This window comes from Borrelia duttonii Ly (assembly GCF_000019685.1).
GTDB lineage: Bacteria > Spirochaetota > Spirochaetia > Borreliales > Borreliaceae > Borrelia > Borrelia duttonii.
In genome coordinates this window covers 83,578-102,093 of the sequence record NC_011229.1, presented here as the reverse complement: position 1 = coordinate 102,093, position 18,516 = coordinate 83,578, and the positions used below count along the sequence as shown (strand labels likewise).

Here is an 18,516-nt window from a genome sequence, read left to right as displayed (position 1 = left end):
ATGAAGAGAGTATATAGTAAGATAGAATCTATTATTGGGAATGTAATAACTGTTATAGCAAAAAGTGTTAAATATGGAGAACTTGCCATTGTAAAATCCAAAAATGGAAGTTCCTTAGCGGAAGTGATTAAGCTAGAGAGGGATAAGGTTTCTCTGCAAGTTTATAATGGAACAATAGGCATTTCAACTTCAGATGAAGTTAAGTTTTTGGGCCATCCAATGCAAGTAACATTTTCTGAAAATTTACTTGGTAGAATTTTTGATGGTGCTGGTAATCCTAAAGACGGAGGGCCACGTCTTGAGGATAATTTAATTGAAATTGGTGGTCCATCGGTTAATCCTGCAAAGCGTATTGTGCCAAGAAATATGATAAGGACTGGAATTCCAATGATAGATGTTTTTAATACTCTTGTTGAATCTCAGAAATTACCAATATTTTCTGTGTCTGGGGAACCTTATAATGAGCTTCTTGTAAGGATAGCTCTTCAAGCTGAGGTTGATCTCATTATTCTTGGAGGAATGGGACTTAAAAATGATGATTATTTAACGTTTAAGGATTCACTTGAGAGTGGTGGAGCTTTAAGTAGGACAATCTTTTTTGTAAATACAGCCAATGATCCTGTTGTTGAGTCTTTAATTGTTCCTGATATTTCTCTTGCTGTTGCTGAAAAATTTGCTTTGCAGGGAAAAAAAGTTTTGGTACTTTTAACCGATATGACCAATTTTGCGGATGCTATGAAAGAAATAGCTATTACTATGGAGCAAGTGCCATCTAATAGAGGTTATCCTGGTGATTTATATTCTCAGCTTGCATCTAGATATGAGAAGGCTATTGATTTTGAAGGTGCAGGATCAATTACTGTACTTGCAGTTACTACAATGCCTGGAGATGATGTTACTCATCCAGTACCTGATAATACGGGTTATATTACTGAAGGACAATACTATTTAAGGAGAGGCAGAATTGAGCCTTTTGGCTCTCTTTCAAGACTTAAGCAAATGGTTAATGGAAAGACAAGAGATGACCATAGGACGATTATGGATTCAATGATTAAGCTTTATGCATCTTCAAGAGAATCTATAGAGAAAAAAGCTATGGGATTTAATATGACAGAGTGGGATGAAAAGCTTCTTAAGTATAGCAATATGTTTGAGAGTAAACTTATGGATTTGTCTCTTAATATTCCGTTAGAAGAGGCTTTGGATTTGGGTTGGACTATTCTCTCTAGTTGTTTTGAACCTAATGAGACTGGCATTAAAACAGAACTGCTGGAAAAGTATTGGCCTAAAAATAGGGATTAGAGATGCCTAAAGTTAAGTTGACAAAAAATGAACTTAAAAAACAAAAAGATGATCTTAAAATGTTTAGTAGGTATTTACCTACGTTGCAACTTAAAAAACAACAACTTCATTTGGAAATTAGAAAAGTTAAGGCTTTGAAAGAAGTGAAAAAACTTGAAAGGGATAAATTGAAAAGGAATATGAAATTTTGGATTTCGTTATTTGGTGAGAGATTTCCTTTTCAAGATTGGATTCAAATTAAAAAAGTAAGAAAGGGTTTTACAAACATAGCAGGTATTACTATACCCGTATTTGAGTCAGTTGAATATGAAGATATTAAACATGATCTTTTATTGACTCCTTATTGGGTAGATGTGGGCATAGAGGCTATTAAGAACATTATTCAAATAAATGCAGAACTTGAGGTTTTAGATGAGCAAGCTAATTTATTAGAATTAGAACTTAATATTACTTCTCAAAGAGTAAATTTATTCGAAAAAGTTATGATTCCTAATGCTAAAGTTAATATAAAAAAGATTAATGTTTATCTTGGAGATCAACAGACTGCAGCTGTTGTAAGAGGTAAAATGGCGAAAGCCAGCTTAATTAAAAATAGATGAGGATGTGTTAATGATTGTTAAAATGAAGAAGGTTTTGCTTTTAACTTTATTAAAATATAAAAGAGACTCACTTGAGATCTTAAGAGAATTGGGAGTTGTTCATATCAATTTTTGCAATAAAGTTTCAGAATCTTTACAAAAAGTTATTGAGGAGAGGAGTATTTTAAATCATGCTTTGTCTTTGCTTGGTGATGATTCTGAAGTGCAAATTTTAAGTTCTTCAAATGAGAATTTTTTAGATATTGCAAAACGTATCGTTGACTTAGGTTCTGAGATTAAAGATTTAAGAGAAATGCGTCAATCATTACTTCGTAATAGAGATATTATATCTTGTTGGGGATATTTTTCTGTTGATTTAGTCAATAAATTAAGGGGATGTAATATTCATGTGCAATTTTTTAAGTCTGGAATGTCTGAATATAAAAAATTGTTGTTATTTTCGCAGGTTAAAGTTGCTCTTATTAATAATTATAAAGGTACAGCCTATTTTGTAGCTATTAATGACTCTAAACAGAATATAGATGTAGCTGAAGAATATGAATTTGAATTTGATCTAGATTCTATTGAAACCAAGTTAAAAATGATTGATGAGGTTTTAGAGCAAAAATTAACTCAGTTGTCAGTTTTAAATAAATATAGAAATATTTTAAAAGATGCAATAAAAGAGTATGAACAAATTATTGAATTTGAACAGGTTATGGCTGATATGAATGTGGAGTGTGATGAGTTTGTATATATTACAGGATTTATTCCTGAAGATAAGCAAAAATATCTTCAAAATGCGACTCTTAATGGTAAGTTTGTGGTGCAATTTGCGGAGCCAGATGATAATGATTTTATTCCTACTTATGTAAAAAGAAAAGGAATTGCTAAGCTTGCTAAACCTATTTTCGATGTTTTAGATACAATTCCTGGATATAAAGAGAGAGATGTTAGTTGTGTTTTTATGTTGTTTTTCTTTGTGTTTTTTGGAATGATAATTGGTGATGCAGCTTATGGTGTTATATTTTTGTTAATAGGCATTATTATTAGTTTGATTAGTGTTTTAAAAAATAAACCATTAACTTCTGCTCATGCTTTAATATTTTATTTAAGTACGTCAGCAATAATATATGGTTCTATGACTGGTACTTGGTTTGGTAGTGGTCATTTTGTTCTTGATTTATTTCCTATTTTGAAATCTCTTAAGGTTGAGTATTTGACAGGAAATAATGGTATGCAAAATGTTATGTTTATATGTTTTACAATAGGGGTTTTACAGCTGTCTTTGGCTCATGTATGGAATTTTGTTCAAAAAGTGAAAGAAAAGCCACATATACATGCAATTGCTCAAATTGGTTGGCTTGTTTTAATGCCTGGGCTTTATTATTTTGTTCTTAATTTAATACTTGGAAGTGATAATTTTCCTATGCATAGTATGATTCTTAATATGATATATTTTGGAGTTATGCTTATTTTTGTTTTTGACAAACAGGATGGTTCAAACTTTTTTGTGTGTGTGTTAAAAAGTTTTGGAGGACTTATAGAGCAATTTTTAGCTACTGTTTCAGGATTTGCAGATATAATATCTTATATTAGGCTTTTTGCTGTTGGACTTGCAGGACTTGCAATTTCTGATAGTTTTAATAGCATGTCAGTGTCTTTATTAAAATCATCTAATATTGGTCTTATAATAGGAGGTGTTATTGTGATACTTTTTGGACACATTTTAAATATAATGTTATCTTTATTATCTGTTGTTGTTCATGGAGTAAGACTTAATATGCTTGAGTTTTCAAATCATTTGGGTCAAGAATGGAATGGATATTCTTATAGACCTTTTAAAAAAATTAAAGATTAGATAAGGAGAGAATAAAATTATGGATATAGGTTTAGTAGGAGTTAATTCAGCTTTAACAGTTTCTGCGATAGGTTCAGCTTTGGGAATGGGAGCTGCCGGGAGTGCTGCTATTGGAGCATGGAAGAGATGTTATATGCAAGGTAAATCGGCTCCCTTTTTATTAATTGTTTTTGTTTCAGCACCTCTTACACAAATAATATATGGTTATATATTAATGAATACGTTAGCAGAGGTGATGACCCAGGCTAATCCTTGGTTATTATTTGGAGCTGGTTTTGGTGGTGGACTTGCAATGGCTATTTCTGCTTTTGCTCAGGGTAGAACTGCTGCAGGGGCTTGTGATTCTTTTGCTGAGACTGGCAAGGGATTTGCAACAAATCTTTTAGTTTTGGGATTAATTGAATCTGTTGCTCTTTTTGTAATGGTATTTTTGATGATATTTAAGTTTGTTTAAACTCAAATATTCAGATATTAAATTTTCTCGCAATTTGTGAGAAAATTTAATATATTTATGAATATGTTACGATTTTTTTTATTTCTTTTTATTTTTAGTTTTATATTAAGTTTAAATTCGTTAGGTGTAAAGGAACTTCCATATTGGATTTTGATTGAAAAAGGACGGCAGTTAATTTATTCTAAGGAAGGTTTTATCAAATCTAATCTTACTGATGCAATAAATTTTTTGCAGGAAGCATTGCTTAGAAAAGGTATATATCCAGAAGCTAATTATTATCTGTCTATTGTTTATAGCATGATTGGTAATGTTGTACTTCAAAAATTACATCTTCAAAAAACTTTGGAAGATAAAGATTATTTGCTGGATAAATCGTTTGAAAAAAATATACTTTTTTCTTTGGCAAAAATTGCTGAAATTGAAAATAATTATGTTGATATGATTGATTATTTAAATGAAATTTTAAGTAAATTTTCACGTGGTGATGATTATTATAATTATCACTATATTGTGCAAAAATATGGCGACACTTCGGATAATAAATCTGATATGTCCTTTTATTTAAATTCTTATTTAAAACAGGTAAGAGGAACATCTGGTATAGATTTTACTTTTAATCTTTATAGATTTAATAATTATGCTCTAATAGATACCCATAAGTTGTTATCAAAGGTGTACTTGAAGATAGGTGCTCATAAACTTGCAATTACTCATGGACTTGTTGCTGCAGTTGGTATTTTAACTAGAATGTATCATTATATTAATTATTATGAACCTCTTTATGAATTTAAGAATTTAAGATCTTTTGTTAAAAAAATAAATGAATATAATGATGTTAAGTCTAGTTTTGAATCTACAGATTTTTGGGAAATAATGTATAATATTTCTTATGCTACTTATATTTATGATGAGAATAAGCATAAGTTGCGGGCTGTAGATACTTGGAAATTGATAGTTGATCTTGCTCCTAAATTTTCACCCTATGTTTTAAAATCAAAGACTCATATTAAAAATTTTTTGGTTAATAAAAATATACATTAGTACAATATTCCTAAACATTCTATTTTGGATTTGGGGGAGGTATAAAATTAGTTCTTATAAAAAAAATTTTTGTATTATTGCACATATTGACCATGGTAAATCAACTTTAGCAGATAGGTTTATACAAAAGGCTAAAATAATCTCAGATCGAGAATTTAAGAGTCAAATTCTTGATAGTATGGATATTGAAAGAGAGAGAGGAATTACCATTAAAAGTCAAGCTGTAACTATTGATTATAAGTGTAGTGATGGCAATATTTATGAGCTTAATTTTGTAGATACTCCAGGACATGTTGATTTTTCTTATGAAGTTTCAAGAGCAATTTCATCTTGTGAAGGGGCTCTTTTACTTGTTGATGCTAGTCAGGGAATAGAAGCTCAAACCGTTTCAAATTTTTATATGGCATTTGAACATAATCTTGAAATTATTCCTGTTATTAATAAAATAGATTTGCCAAGTGCAAATATTGATTTTGTGAAAGAGCAAATAGAGAATGATTTAGGATTAGATGCTAATGTTGCTGTTCTCATATCTGCTAAGAATGGAATAGGTATTGATGAATTACTTGAGGCTATTTGTAAGTATGTTCCTTCTCCTAAGGGTAGCAGGGAGAGTCCATTAAAAGCTTTGATTTTTGATTCACATTATGATTCTTATCGTGGTGTTGTTGTTCATTTTAGAATTTTTGAGGGACAAATTAGACCCGGTTATAAAATTAAATTTATGCATGCAGATAGAGAGTATTTTGTGGAAGAGATTGGAATTTTTAAAATTATTCTTGAAAAAAAAGATGTTTTAGAAGCAGGTGATGTTGGATATTTTATTGCAGGAATAAAAAATATATCGGATGTTAAAATTGGAGACACCGTAACTCTTGTTGATAATCCAGCAGTAGCTCCTCTTGAAGGATTTAAAGAGGTTAAGCCTGTAGTTTTTTCATCTGTTTATCCAGTTGATGCTAATCAATATGATGATCTATTGAAAGCAATGGATAGACTTAAGCTAAATGATGCATCTCTTACTTTTGAAAAAGATGCATCAGCTGCTCTTGGCCATGGATTTAAATGTGGATTTTTGGGACTTTTGCATTTAGAGGTGATTCAGGAAAGAATTGAGCGTGAATTTGATCTTAGTGTAATATTAACATCACCATCTGTTCGTTATAAAATTATTCCTAAAAAGGGAAATCCCTATTTTATTGAAAGTCCTGAACAATTTCCCGGAAATGAAAATATTGAAGTTACACTTGAACCTTATATTAGAGCTAATATTATTGTTCCTGCTGAATTTTTAGGTAATATTATGAGCGTTTGTTTACTTAAAAGAGGTGTACAGGAAAATTTAATTTATCTTGATGCGAAGCGTGTTGAAGTTATTTATAAGATGCCTCTTGCTGAAATATTGTTTGATTTTTATGACAAGATTAAGTCTGTAAGTCGTGGATATGCTTCTTTTGATTATACACTATTAGGATATGAGGAAACAGATTTAGTTAAGTTGGATATTTTAGTTAATGGAGATAGAGTTGATGCATTATCTCAATTGGTTTTTAGAGATGGTGCACGAGCAAAGGCTTTAAATATTTGTAAAAAATTAAAAGATGAGATTGCAAGACAGCAATTTAAAATAGCAATTCAAGGAGCCATTGGTTCAAATATTATTGCCCGTGAAACAATTTCACCTGTTAGAAAAGATGTTACTGCTAAATGTTATGGGGGTGATATTACTCGTAAGAGAAAGCTTTTAGAAAAACAAAAAGAAGGAAAGAAGCGACTTAAGATGATAGGAAATATTGAAATACCACAAAGTGCATTTCTTGCTGTTCTTAAATCAGATGATAATTAATTTATGTTGAGATTAGTATTGAGATAAATTATTTTTTCATTTCAATGTATCAATTTATGCGTTTATTTGCTTTATATATTAAATACTTAATACAGGGCTTTATAAAAATATTATTGGATTGTTTTAAAGTATCATAAACTGTTATAGAATTACATTATACCAATAAAATAATTTTATATGGAGATGGTTATGCTTAAACGTAATAAAGTTGTTCTTGTTGGGGCAGGTGGTGTTGGCTCAAGTTTTGCTTATGCTTTGACAATAGATAACTCACTTGTTCATGAACTTGTAATTATTGATGTAGCTCAAGATAAAGCGAAGGGTGAAGTCATGGATTTAAACCATGGTCAGATGTTTTTGAAAAAAAATATCAAAATAGAATTTGGTAGTTATGATGATTGTTCTGATGCTGATATTGTTGTAATTACTGCCGGTCTTAATCAAAAACCAGGTGAGACAAGACTTGATTTGGTTGGCAAGAATACTAAGATTTTTAAGGAAATTGTAACAAGTATTGTTTCAAGTGGATTTGATGGTATTTTTGTCATTGCAAGTAATCCTGTTGATATTATGACTTATGTGACAATGAAGTATTCTAATTTTCCAACCTGTAAGGTTATTGGAACAGGTACAACACTCGATACTTCAAGACTTAGATATTTTTTGGCTGAGCGTCTTAATGTTAATACTCAAAATATACATTCATATATTATGGGTGAGCATGGAGATAGTTCTTTTGCTACTTGGGATGAGACCAAAATAGCTATGAAGTCTTTATCAGAATATATTGCTGATGGGACAATATTAGAATCGGAACTTGATGAGATTCATAATAATGTTGTTAATGCTGCTTATGAGGTAATTAAACTTAAAGGTTCAACTTATTATGCTATTGGACTTGGAATTAAACGAATTGTTAATGCAATAATTGGTGATCAAAACCTTATTTTACCGATATCTTCATATATTAATGGTCAGTATGGTGATTCTATTAAAGATATTTATATTGGGGCACCTGCTGTAGTTTGTAAAGATGGTGTAAAAGAAGTCCTTGATTTTAAAATTAGTGATAGAGAACTTAAAAAATTTCAAATTTCTGCTAATCAATTGAAAAGTTATCTTGATAAAATAGAATTTTAATTTTGCCCCAATTGGGGCTTTTTTATTCTTCTAATAGTTTTTCTCCATGTTTTCTGTGCTCAATTGCTTCTAGTAATGATTCTCTTGAAATATGAGACTCATCTTTTAAATCAGCAATTGTTCTTGCAAGTTTTAGGATTGAATGAGTTGCTCTTGATGATATATTAAGTTTATTTAATATATAAATCATTTCTTCTGTCAGAATTTTATCTAAGTTACAAAATATTGCAATGTGTTCTGGTTTGAGATCAGAATTTTTATGAACATTTTTAATGTTTTCATATCTTTGGTTTTGTATATTTCTTGCTTTTATTATTCTCTTTTTAATTTCTTGTGAGCTTTCATTGTCTTCTTGAAATAATTTGGCATTATTTACTGGTTTAACTGGTACTCTAATGTCAATTCTATCAAGCATTGCTGCTCCAAATTTTTTCCAGTAGTTTGAAACTTCTTGTTGTGAACAGAAACACTCAATATCGTTTTTTCCAAGATTGCCACAAGGACATGGATTTGTTGCAATCATTAATTGAAAGTTTGCAGGGTATTTAAATGATTTTGAACTTGCTCTTACTATTGAAATTGTTTTGTCTTCTATTGGTTCACGCAGTGATTGTAATATTGATTTTTGAAATTCTAGAGCTTCATCTAAAAATAGGATGCCATTATGAGCAAGTGATACTTCTCCAGGGAGTGCATTAGCTCCTCCACCAATAATGCCTTCTTTGCTTGCAGTTTGATGTGGTTGTCTAAATGGTCTTTTCCTGATTATTTTTGTATCTATTAGCTTTCCTGCAATTGACCAAATTCTATTTGTTTCAATAATTTCTTTATTTGTAAGTGGGGGTAATATTGATTGTACACATTTAATACTGAGTGTTTTGCCACTTCCAGGAGGTCCAAATATCATAATATTATGTCCTCCTGCTACTGCTATCTCTAGTGCTCTTTTTATTCTATGTTGTCCTTTGATATTTTTAAAATCATATTCAAATTCTTCTTCATTTTCTTCTATTTTAAAATTAATTGTAGGTTTTGCGGGAAATATATTATTATTAAGATTTTCAATTATTTCTAGAGTTTCTTTTAAAGTTTTGACTCCCCAAATGTTTAGGTTTGATATTAATAGAGCTTCTTCAAGATTATCAAAAGGTATTATTATGCATTTAATTCCTTTTTCTTTTGCAAGAGAAATTGCAGGTAATACTCCCTTAATTGTTCTTATTTGTCCATCTAGTTGCAATTCTCCTAACATTAAGACTTTTAAATTGTTATTTTTATTTTCTTTTGTACTTATAATGCTAGTTGCAATTGAGAGATCAATTGCTGTTCCAATTTTTTTGATACCTGCTGGTGCAAGATTTATTAATATTCTATCTTTTGGAAAAGTAAATTCTGAATTTTTAATAGCCGCTTTTATTCTTTCTCTTGATTCTTTAATTTCACTTCCAGCTAATCCAACAATATCAATTCCTGGTATTCCTTTTTTAATATCTACTTCAACTTCAATTAGCTCTCCTTCGTATCCTATTGATGAGTGAGAGTATATTTGCATATAATTCTCCTTTAATTGGCGATTATTTAATGTTACTTTAAAATTTCTTTTAAAGCTTTGTACGGCAGAATAAAACAATCTTTTCTGTTTGTATATAAGAAATTTTCAAAAATTTTAAGGTTTTTATTTATTTCTTCTAAATTTTCAAAATTATTGTTAATTATTTTTGTTATGATTTCTAATGTTGTCTTTTTAGGTTGATTGTCGCATATTTTGGTTAAAAGATACGTACTGGCTAGAAAGACTATACATCCATATGCATTATATTTTAGTTTAATTTTTTTGTTGTCTTTATCTGTTTGAAAAATTATTTGGTCTCCACACTTAGATTTATGATATATTGGACTTTGATTTTTTTCTACCTGAAAGCAATACTTTTTTATTTTGCTTAGTCTTATTAGTTCTTTTTTTATTTCTTCTGAGAACATGTTTCAATTTTAAGAAGTTTATTTGATTAAATCAATAATAGTTTTATATTGATTTAGCTTAAATTTTAGATAATAGTTAAATTTTATTTATCATTTTACTGTCTATATAATTAAATTAATGATTTTTTAATGTTTGTAAGTTTATTTAATAAAATTCTTTTATTGTTTTTTTAAGTGAAGAAATGAAAATGTCAATTTCTTCTTTTGTATTATATAAGTAAAAGCTTATTCTTAATAAATGATCTTTTTTAATATTTTCTGAAAAAAATGCGAGGTAAGCACATGTTTTTCCAGATCTGGTTGCAATTCCCATTGTATCAAGATATGTTTCAATGTCATGTGAATGAATATTTTTTACTGTAAATGATATTATTGATTTTCGTTTAATATTTTTATTTAAAATAAATTCAACCTCATCGATTTCTTTTAATTTTGAAATACAATATTCAATCAGTTCTTGATCATGTTCTTGAATAAATTCCATCGTTATGTTATTTATATACTTTATTGCTTGTCCAAGACCAATAATTCCTGCAATATTTGGTGTACCCGCTTCAAATTTATTTGGGGAATTGATAGTTTGAAAATCAAGTTTTTCATTTTTTATATAAATATTTTCTATAGCATTGCCTCCTAGTTTGGAGCTGTTGAGTTTGTTTATAATTTTATCTGATATATATAATACCCCAATACCTGTTGGAGCAAGCATTTTATGTCCTGAGAATACTAAAAAATCACAGTTTATTTTCTTTACATCTATTTTTATATGTGGTGCCATTTGAGCCGCATCTATGAATAATGTAATTTTGTTATCGCTGGCAATTTTTCCTATTTGCTCTAGATTTTGCATTGTTCCTAGTATATTATTTATTCCAGACATAGTAATGATTTTTGTTTTATCTGTAATTAGATTTTGTATTTGTTCTGATTGAATAATTCCCATTTCATTGAATTTTGCAAGTTTAATTTTTAAGTTTAAAAATTTTGCAATGTTGATCCAAGGAAGTAAATTACTATTATGTTCAAGTGTTGTTGTAATAATTTCATCATTTTCTTTAAAAAATTTTGATAACAATAATGAATTTGCTATTGTATTTGTTCCATCTGTAGTTCCGGAATTGAAAATTATGTTTTTAGGAGATTCTGCATTGATAAATTGTTTAACAATTTTTCTTGTCTCTTCTATTTTTAAGCTTGATTCTATTGCAAATTGATGTCCACTTCTATGAACATTTGCATTATAATTTGTGTAGTATTCAACTATAGATGAAATTACACTTTGAGGTTTGTGAGAAGTCGCGGCATTGTCAAAATAAATGATTTTTTTATTATTAATAGTTTTATTTAAAATAGGAAAGTCTTTTCTTAAGTTTTTTATTTTTTCATTTTTATTTTCTAGTATATTGATGTTCATTTATTACTCTTTATTTTTATATGAAAAATTTTATTTTAAAAATTATAACATTATTTTTTATTTTATTTTTGTGTGTAAAATATTTTGTATTTTAATAGAAGCGGTTTGGGATTTTAAATCTTATATTTTAATTCTAGATAAATATTTATGTTATAATTCGTTTTATGAAAGAGATAATTTACAGATTTGAAAAAGCAGAAGATTATAAATTAGTTCCTATTAATAATATTTATGGAAGTGTAACTAATACTGGAGAAATTTTTTGTGATCTTGTTTTTGAGTCTACAGAAATTCCTGAAGAGATTGTTTATACTAAAACTAAAGAAGGTGTTTTGGAAGAGATTTCTGGAGATCTTAGGGGTTCTAAAGAAAAGGTAATTTTGATTAATTCTTTTGTTGGAATTTCTATTACAAAAGATACGGCTAAAAATATTGCTTATTGGCTTTTAAAAAAAGTTGATGAACTAGAAGATAATGAGTAAAACTTCTGAAGAAAGAATTAAAATTTATTTATCTACTTTATCTAAGCATAAGAATAAAATTTTAAAAGAAAGAAGAATAAAAGAAATTATGGGACGAGCTGATATTTCTGATGCTGATATGGAAAATATTGAAAAGCATTTTTTGAAGATATATGATAGAGCTCGACAATTAGAAAGAGCTGGAGATTTTGCTCATTCTTTAAGAGAACTTGATGCTGTGTATTTGTATTCTCTTCATAATAAGTCTCTCTTTACTTTATTTTTTAATCTGTATAAGAGGCTTGTTACGGAAATAAATACTAAAGATACAAATAAAAAATTAATACATGTAAGTTTGCAGGCTAGAGAGTTTGGAATAATTGATGGAGTTGATTTAAGAGAATATGATGAATTTTCAAAATTAAAACAGAGGATATTAGTATTATTGTTAAGTTTTATATTAATATCTGTTATTGCATTTATTACATATAGAACAGTATATCCTTTTATTGATGGTCATGAATATTTTGGTGATTTAGAGAGGGATATCAAAGAGCCTGTAGTTCAAGGCTTGCCTTCAGTTACAAGGGCATCTGATTTAATAGTTGAATCTGCTAATCTTATTGGCAATCCTAATGTTTTATATTATGTTGAAGTTGAAAGTGCTAAGGTATTGGTTTTTGAAGATTCACATACTTATCAGTTAAAAGCAGGAGTTATTTCATCGAAAGATTCTATTAAAAATATTTCTTATAGTATAACGGTTTATGATGATTTGGGAAAACCTATTTTAAATAAAGTTTTTGAAAAGAAGAGTGATTTCCCCAATAAATGGAATAGGGGAGTATATGTTCCAATTGATTTTGTATATAATGTTTCTAAAGGTATTAGTTCTCATCCTAAAAAAATGGTTCTTGATATACGTTTAATTGAATTTTTTAAAGACGTTAATGATTTCTCTGGTATTAATTTGGAGACAAGTTCATCAATATTAACTTTTAAATATCTTGGTAGTTATTTTCATGAATCTTTTGAAATTTATGAAGTTAATTCTTTAATAGAAGTTTATAATAGTTCAAGTGATGATGTTAAAGATTTAGAAATTGAAATAATTTATGTTACTAAAGATAGTCAAGTTATTAGGTCTTTAAAGAGAAAGTTAATTTCTGAATCCAATTCTTTTCTTAAATCTCGTTCTAGACAAGTTTTTTCACTAAAAACCATTTTTCCAAAAGAGATTTATGCAAACATTAAAGAGGAATTATCTTCTATTAAAATCATTAATGTATTTGTAAAATAGTATCTATTTTTTTATATGGATTATAGTATTTCTTTTTCTTTAAATTTTGAGATGATGTTCAGAGGAATAAGTGTTGTTGCAATACTAATTAATGTATAGGCTAAGAGGATAATTAGGCTAAATTTAGTACTTATTTTGATGTTAAATTCAGAGATATAATAGTCAGAATTTAGAAGTTCTGTGTTATCAGCGCCAAATATCTTTAAAATTATATTGGTTATAATATCTACTATGTTAATTATTTGTTCTATATTGATGGTTAGGTAATTTCCTATGATGATTCCTATTATGCATGATGTTGAACTTAAAACAAGTGCTATCAGTATAAATATTAATTTAAGGGTTGCATTATTCATTCCAATTGATTTTAATATTGCAATTTTCTTTTTATTTTCAAGTATTAACATACAGAGTGATGAGGATATATTAATACTTGCAAATATTACGATAAATGCCATAATGAATATTAAAAGTTTTTTGCTTATATTTAAATTTGTATATTTGTTTAGATATAGTTCATAAAATGTTTTTATTTTATATTCTTTAAATTCTTTTGTGAGCTTTTCTTTAAGATTATTAGTTTTTTCTTTTGTATTGGTTTTAATAGAAAGTCCAATTATACTTTTAGATAATTCTTTTGTCATTATATTTGCGTCTTGTAATGAAATAAAAACTAAATTTTTATCAATTTCTCTTAATCCTGTTTCAATTATTCCAGCTATGGTAAATTTTTGTGCTCTGGGGAGTATTTTTTGATATTTATTGTTAGGTACTATTAAGTAGATAGAGTCATTAATATTTAAATTAAGCTTGTCTGTGATTTGTCTTGATATTAATATTTCATTTTTATTAAAGTTTTTCTTTCCATCTACTAATTTTATATGTTTATTATTATTAATAAATTTATTTTCTACTGCTCTGATTAAAGCCCCTTGTTTTTTTTTATTTCCAATAAGTCCATAGGTTCTTTTCTCAAAGAAATATCTTAGCTTATCATGTTTATATTCGTTTTTAAATTTTTCTAGCTTAGATTTTAGATATTCATCTTTGTGAATTTCATTATATTCTATCTGTACTGAAAATCCTTCATTTTTAATGTATCTTTCTATTGTGGCGTTCATAATATTGTTTGACATATAATAAACAATTATTAAAGGAATCATTACTAGACTTAAAGATATCCCAGAACCTATAAGAGCTTTTTTATTTTTTGAGTGTATGAATATAACATATGCTATTTTTAAAAGTTCTTTAATATTGGAGTGCATCATATTCTCTTTAATGTTTTATCTCTAAGTTCGTATTTGATATCTGCTTTATTTGAAAATTCTGGATTATGACTTACTAAAAGAAGTGTTTTATTAAATGTTTTTGATGTTTCTATTAATAATGATTCTACTGTTTTGGCAGTGTTGATATCTAGATTACCAGTAGGTTCATCGCATAGTATTATATTTGGTTCGTTTATTAAAGCTCTTGCAATAGCTGCTCGTTGTGCTTCTCCTCCGGATAATTCTGAAGGATAATGTTCTTTCCTTGTTTCGATATCTAATATTTTCATTAAGCGCAGAGCTTTTTTTTTGATTTCTGCAAAGTTATCTTTTCCTTCTATTATTTTAGGTAAAATAATGTTTTCAAATACATTAAATTCATCAATTAAATTGTGATTTTGAAATACAAGACCTATTTTTGTATTTTTATATAAACTTAAGGTTTTTTCATTTGCATTTTTTAAAGATATTCCACATGATATTATGTCTCCTGAATCCATTTTATCAATTCCTGATATGATATTAAAGAGTGTTGATTTGCCACAACCGCTTTTACCTTGAATAGAAATAAAATCACCATTTTTGACATTTAAATTTAAATTTTCTAGTACTTGTATTTTTGTTTTATTTTTAGTATATGTTTTATATATTTCTTTGATGCATATTATGTTTTGTGTATTGTGCATTTATGGTGTTGCTCCGTTTATTTTATCAGTATATTTGATTTTTTTAGTCACTTTTAGGCTTGAACATATTGTAAATAGACAAGCAAAAAATAGTATTAGCATTAAATCACTTAGGAATATTTTAGGCGTAATTGTATTTTTTACTATTTTTATTTCTATATTTTCCAGATTTAATTTTAATATATAATTTACAGCATTAATCAAGCTATTTATTAAGATGTCAATTGTATTTAAGATTTCGTTTATGTTTAGAGATATTATGATGCCTGAAATGATTCCAATGATGCTTCCCAGTACACAAATTACTACTGAATGAATTAGGAAAACTTTTCTAATTTTTTGTGCTCTTAGTCCCAAAAATAAGATTATTGAGATAGATTTACTTTTATTAATTATTATCCTTTTTTGTAGGTAGTATGTGTTAACAGCAATGACAAGAAATATGCTTGTTAAAATGATTAACATTGTATTTCTCTCTATTTTTAGTGCTTTGTAAAATTCTTTATTATATTCATGCCAAGGTTTAATTTTAATTTTTTGATTAATATTTTTGATTGCATTTATTAGTTTTTTACTTGGATATAAATTTTTTGTTTTTACTTGATAATTAATATCTATATCTTTAATTAGTTGTTTTGTGTAAAAGTAATTGATATTCATAAATACTGTAGATTGGTTTATTTTGCTATAATTGCTCTTAAAAATGGCTTTTATTTTAAATTGTTTTACTTCGTTTTTTAATGTATGTAAATTTGTAATTTCGTCATTTAATATCAAACCTATTGTGTCTCCTGCATATAGATCTAAGTTATATGAGAGCACGTCTCCTATGATGATTTCATCTTCATTAAGTTGGATTTGAGATGCTGTCAGACCTGTTAGGAGAAGAAAGTTTTTGTCATTTATAACGTCTTTTGTATCAAATGCTATTATATTTAGTATGCTTGGGTAATAATAATTTTCAATTCCAATTCCTTGTGTTTCATAAATTTTATTTATTTGAATTATTTCTTTCATTTTTTTAATGGAATTGAATTCTTGCTCATTTAATTTGTTTTCAATTTTTAAATTGCCACTTTCTAGTGTAGATATGCTTGTGAAAAAATCATTTTGAAAACCATTCATGATTGATATTGTGATGATGATAATGATTTGTCCAAGTACTATACTTAAGATTATGACAATTGTGAGTGATAGGCTATTTTGTTCATCTAAGATTAATCTTTTAAATAAGAGTCTATTTAGTTTCATTTTTGTCTCTAGTATCTGTATTTATTTGTTCAATAATTTCATCATTTTTATATCTTATTGTAAATATAGGGTTTCCATTATGGTATATCTTTTGTTCATATTCATTGTCACTGAAATAATCAGTCTTTAGTGATATTAAGTCATTTTCATAGATTGTTTTTGATATTAATTTATCATCAGAATCATATTCATATGTTGTTTTTGTAGTATATTCTTTATCTTCATCTTTTATAATGACATTTTCCATTGTAACATGTCCAGATTCATTATATTCAAAGTCGCATATTTTTGTTATTTTATTATCTTTATAAACTTCTTGTTTTATTAAGTTATGATCTTTATATTTTGATATGATTTTTGTATTATCTTCTTCTTTTACATTGATTATTTCATTGTCATCTAAATATTGATTGTTTTCTTTAGATACAATTTTGTTATTATCTAATATGATGTTTTTTAAATGTCTCTTTTGATCATCATATAGGATTACTTTTGTTTTAGATTTTTTTATATCAAGATATGTTGATTTTATTTCTCCATTGATTCCATAATTCCAAATTTGTAAATCTGATCCTGTTATTTTTAAAAGTTTTCCATTAGTATCTTTCATATAGTGTATTGTTTTTGGTTTTTGATTTAAAATTTTGATTTCTTTGTAAATCACATCGTTATTTTTATAAAAATAGTCTACAGATTCAAGAATTATTCCTTTGGGACTATATTTTATTTCTTTTATTTTATTATTTAACTCATCGTAAATTTCTTCTTTTATTTTAATATCTTTTTCATTGTAAAATGTTAATTGTTTTTTATTATCTTCTATTTTTTTTTGTGTTTTGTATTTAATTAATTTTAAATCTTTAAAAAGGCTAAATTTTTCAATTTCATTAACTTTGGTATATTCAATGTAAAATCCTGTTTGGGGAATATCATATATTTCCTGGTACTTGTTGAAAAATACGTCTGATATAAAGTAACTTTTTCCGTATATGTTTTGTATTAAAATTGAAATTAATATTAATTTTATGATATTTGTTGTCATAATAGTTTATTTAAGTAGTTTTCAGTGTTAAATTCTTTAATGTTGTCTACTTGTTCTCCAAATGTAAAGAAATATATGGGTTTTTGAAATAATTTTGAGATATTAATTATTCCACCTGCTCTAGATGATGAGTCAAATTTTGTGGCTATAATTCCGTCAATTTGTATTGCTTTGTCAAATATTTCTGTTTGATTATTTGTGTTTTTTCCAGATATGGAGTCTATTACCAGTATTTTTTTATAATTGATGTTTGTATCGAGTATTTGTTTTTTTATCACTTGGTCCATTTTTTTGAGTTCTTTAATTAAGTTTTCTTTGTTTTGGAGTCTTCCTGCTGTATCAATTATTAATATATCATAATTTTTAGTTTTTGCACTTGATATGCTGTCAAATATTACTGCGGCTGCATCACTTCCTTGGTTTTGAGATATGACTTTAATGCCAATTTTTTCGCTTTGTATTTTAAGTTGTTCGATTGCTGCAGCTCTGAATGTGTCTGCTGCAGCAATTAGTACATTTTTCCCTTCATTTTTGAATTTATTTGCGAGTTTTATAATACTTGAGGTTTTACCAACTCCGTTTACTCCAAGTATCAATAAGATGTTTAATCTTTTGTTTTCTAAATTAAGAGGTTGTTGATTTAGATAACTCTTTAGTAAATTTTTTAGTTGTAATACTGTTTCTTGTTCATCTTTAGCTTTTATTTTTTGAATATGTTCTACTATTTCTATTACTATATCGTTTTTTATATCTGCTTCTAAGAGTAGATCTTCTAACCTTTCAATTATTTGTGTCTTTTCTTTATTCTTGAATAAATTTCTTATTTTATTAAAAATGCTCAAAAGTTTAGTGCTCCTATTTTTTATTTGGTGTTCAATAAATTTTACAA

At 27.3% G+C, this 18,516-nt stretch carries 17 protein-coding genes; 9 read left to right on the top strand and 8 right to left on the bottom strand.

The features are described from left to right. From BDU_RS00475 to BDU_RS00445, 7 genes are all read left to right on the top strand, one after another. The gene (locus BDU_RS00475; protein ID WP_014695998.1) at nucleotides 1–1,302 is read left to right on the top strand and encodes a V-type ATP synthase subunit B; all 1,302 of its coding nucleotides are present in this window, start codon (nucleotides 1–3) and stop codon (nucleotides 1,300–1,302) included. Between the two features lie 2 nt (nucleotides 1,303–1,304). After that, nucleotides 1,305–1,901, top strand: coding sequence for a V-type ATP synthase subunit D (locus BDU_RS00470; RefSeq protein ID WP_012537863.1), 597 nt, complete (start codon nucleotides 1,305–1,307; stop codon nucleotides 1,899–1,901). A gap of 10 nt (nucleotides 1,902–1,911) precedes the next feature. Then, nucleotides 1,912–3,741: a V-type ATP synthase subunit I gene (locus tag BDU_RS00465; RefSeq protein ID WP_041177673.1), complete on the top strand. Its 1,830-nt coding sequence runs from the start codon at nucleotides 1,912–1,914 to the stop codon at nucleotides 3,739–3,741. 19 nt (nucleotides 3,742–3,760) lie between these two features. After that, nucleotides 3,761–4,195: an ATP synthase subunit K gene (locus BDU_RS00460; RefSeq protein ID WP_012537861.1), complete on the top strand. Its 435-nt coding sequence runs from the start codon at nucleotides 3,761–3,763 to the stop codon at nucleotides 4,193–4,195. A gap of 63 nt (nucleotides 4,196–4,258) precedes the next feature. After that, nucleotides 4,259–5,236: a hypothetical protein gene (locus BDU_RS00455; protein ID WP_041177763.1), complete on the top strand. Its 978-nt coding sequence runs from the start codon at nucleotides 4,259–4,261 to the stop codon at nucleotides 5,234–5,236. 46 nt (nucleotides 5,237–5,282) lie between these two features. Then, entirely contained in the window at nucleotides 5,283–7,082 is a 1,800-nt protein-coding gene (gene lepA, locus BDU_RS00450) for a translation elongation factor 4 (protein WP_081434512.1), read from the top strand. Between the two features lie 189 nt (nucleotides 7,083–7,271). Then, on the top strand, nucleotides 7,272–8,222 hold the full coding sequence (locus BDU_RS00445) for an L-lactate dehydrogenase (RefSeq protein WP_041177672.1): 951 nt from the start codon (nucleotides 7,272–7,274) through the stop codon (nucleotides 8,220–8,222). Nucleotides 8,223–8,244: 22 nt separating this feature from the next. Here the strand turns inward: BDU_RS00445 and BDU_RS00440 are convergent, their stop codons facing one another. The 3 genes from BDU_RS00440 to BDU_RS00430 all read right to left on the bottom strand — a co-directional run bounded on the left by BDU_RS00440 (nucleotide 8,245) and on the right by BDU_RS00430 (nucleotide 11,616). Beyond that, nucleotides 8,245–9,774 (bottom strand): YifB family Mg chelatase-like AAA ATPase, encoded by a 1,530-nt coding sequence (locus BDU_RS00440; protein WP_014695992.1) that lies wholly within the window; start codon nucleotides 9,772–9,774, stop codon nucleotides 8,245–8,247. 32 nt (nucleotides 9,775–9,806) lie between these two features. Next, nucleotides 9,807–10,202, bottom strand: coding sequence for an iron-sulfur cluster assembly scaffold protein (locus BDU_RS00435; protein ID WP_012537856.1), 396 nt, complete (start codon nucleotides 10,200–10,202; stop codon nucleotides 9,807–9,809). Between the two features lie 145 nt (nucleotides 10,203–10,347). Continuing rightward, nucleotides 10,348–11,616, bottom strand: a complete 1,269-nt coding sequence (locus tag BDU_RS00430; protein WP_012537855.1) for a cysteine desulfurase — start codon at nucleotides 11,614–11,616, stop codon at nucleotides 10,348–10,350. A gap of 164 nt (nucleotides 11,617–11,780) precedes the next feature. On the opposite strand from BDU_RS00430, the gene BDU_RS00425 reads away from it, so the two are divergent. Beyond that, a complete protein-coding gene (locus BDU_RS00425) occupies nucleotides 11,781–12,098 on the top strand; it encodes a hypothetical protein (protein ID WP_012537854.1) in 318 nt (105 codons plus the stop codon). Next, complete coding sequence (locus BDU_RS00420; protein WP_012537853.1) at nucleotides 12,091–13,377, top strand: hypothetical protein; 1,287 nt, start codon at nucleotides 12,091–12,093, stop codon at nucleotides 13,375–13,377. Before BDU_RS00425 ends, BDU_RS00420 begins: the two co-directional genes overlap by 8 nt. Before the next feature lie 20 nt (nucleotides 13,378–13,397). On the opposite strand, the gene BDU_RS00415 is transcribed toward BDU_RS00420, so the two are convergent. From BDU_RS00415 to ftsY, 5 genes are read right to left on the bottom strand one after another with little or no spacing between them, the layout of a single operon-like run. Continuing rightward, complete coding sequence (locus BDU_RS00415) at nucleotides 13,398–14,648, bottom strand: ABC transporter permease (protein WP_012537852.1); 1,251 nt, start codon at nucleotides 14,646–14,648, stop codon at nucleotides 13,398–13,400. Then, complete coding sequence (locus tag BDU_RS00410) at nucleotides 14,645–15,334, bottom strand: ABC transporter ATP-binding protein (RefSeq protein ID WP_012537851.1); 690 nt, start codon at nucleotides 15,332–15,334, stop codon at nucleotides 14,645–14,647. Before BDU_RS00410 ends, BDU_RS00415 begins: the two co-directional genes overlap by 4 nt. Continuing rightward, nucleotides 15,335–16,585: an ABC transporter permease gene (locus BDU_RS00405; RefSeq protein WP_012537850.1), complete on the bottom strand. Its 1,251-nt coding sequence runs from the start codon at nucleotides 16,583–16,585 to the stop codon at nucleotides 15,335–15,337. It abuts the gene before it with no gap. Further along, nucleotides 16,572–17,627, bottom strand: a complete 1,056-nt coding sequence (locus tag BDU_RS00400; protein WP_012537849.1) for a hypothetical protein — start codon at nucleotides 17,625–17,627, stop codon at nucleotides 16,572–16,574. The genes BDU_RS00405 and BDU_RS00400 overlap by 14 nt, the downstream gene beginning before the upstream one ends. Then, nucleotides 17,624–18,469 carry a signal recognition particle-docking protein FtsY gene (ftsY, locus tag BDU_RS00395; protein WP_012537848.1) on the bottom strand — a complete coding sequence of 282 codons (846 nt, stop codon included), beginning with the start codon at nucleotides 18,467–18,469 and terminating at the stop codon, nucleotides 17,624–17,626. Before ftsY ends, BDU_RS00400 begins: the two co-directional genes overlap by 4 nt. Between the last annotated feature and the right edge of the window lie 47 nt (nucleotides 18,470–18,516).

Coding starts and splice junctions, on each gene's coding strand:
- BDU_RS00470 (WP_012537863.1), top strand. CDS start 1,305: ATGCCTAAAGTTAAGTTGACAAAAAATGAACTTAAAAAACAAAAAGAT.
- BDU_RS00420 (WP_012537853.1), top strand. CDS start 12,091: ATGAGTAAAACTTCTGAAGAAAGAATTAAAATTTATTTATCTACTTTA.
- BDU_RS00430 (WP_012537855.1), bottom strand. CDS start 11,616: ATGAACATCAATATACTAGAAAATAAAAATGAAAAAATAAAAAACTTA.
- BDU_RS00455 (WP_041177763.1), top strand. CDS start 4,259: ATGTTACGATTTTTTTTATTTCTTTTTATTTTTAGTTTTATATTAAGT.
- BDU_RS00440 (WP_014695992.1), bottom strand. CDS start 9,774: ATGCAAATATACTCTCACTCATCAATAGGATACGAAGGAGAGCTAATT.
- BDU_RS00445 (WP_041177672.1), top strand. CDS start 7,272: ATGCTTAAACGTAATAAAGTTGTTCTTGTTGGGGCAGGTGGTGTTGGC.
- BDU_RS00400 (WP_012537849.1), bottom strand. CDS start 17,627: ATGACAACAAATATCATAAAATTAATATTAATTTCAATTTTAATACAA.
- BDU_RS00435 (WP_012537856.1), bottom strand. CDS start 10,202: ATGTTCTCAGAAGAAATAAAAAAAGAACTAATAAGACTAAGCAAAATA.
- BDU_RS00415 (WP_012537852.1), bottom strand. CDS start 14,648: ATGATGCACTCCAATATTAAAGAACTTTTAAAAATAGCATATGTTATA.
- BDU_RS00410 (WP_012537851.1), bottom strand. CDS start 15,334: ATGCACAATACACAAAACATAATATGCATCAAAGAAATATATAAAACA.
- BDU_RS00460 (WP_012537861.1), top strand. CDS start 3,761: ATGGATATAGGTTTAGTAGGAGTTAATTCAGCTTTAACAGTTTCTGCG.
- BDU_RS00405 (WP_012537850.1), bottom strand. CDS start 16,585: ATGAAACTAAATAGACTCTTATTTAAAAGATTAATCTTAGATGAACAA.
- BDU_RS00425 (WP_012537854.1), top strand. CDS start 11,781: ATGAAAGAGATAATTTACAGATTTGAAAAAGCAGAAGATTATAAATTA.
- BDU_RS00475 (WP_014695998.1), top strand. CDS start 1: ATGAAGAGAGTATATAGTAAGATAGAATCTATTATTGGGAATGTAATA.
- BDU_RS00465 (WP_041177673.1), top strand. CDS start 1,912: ATGATTGTTAAAATGAAGAAGGTTTTGCTTTTAACTTTATTAAAATAT.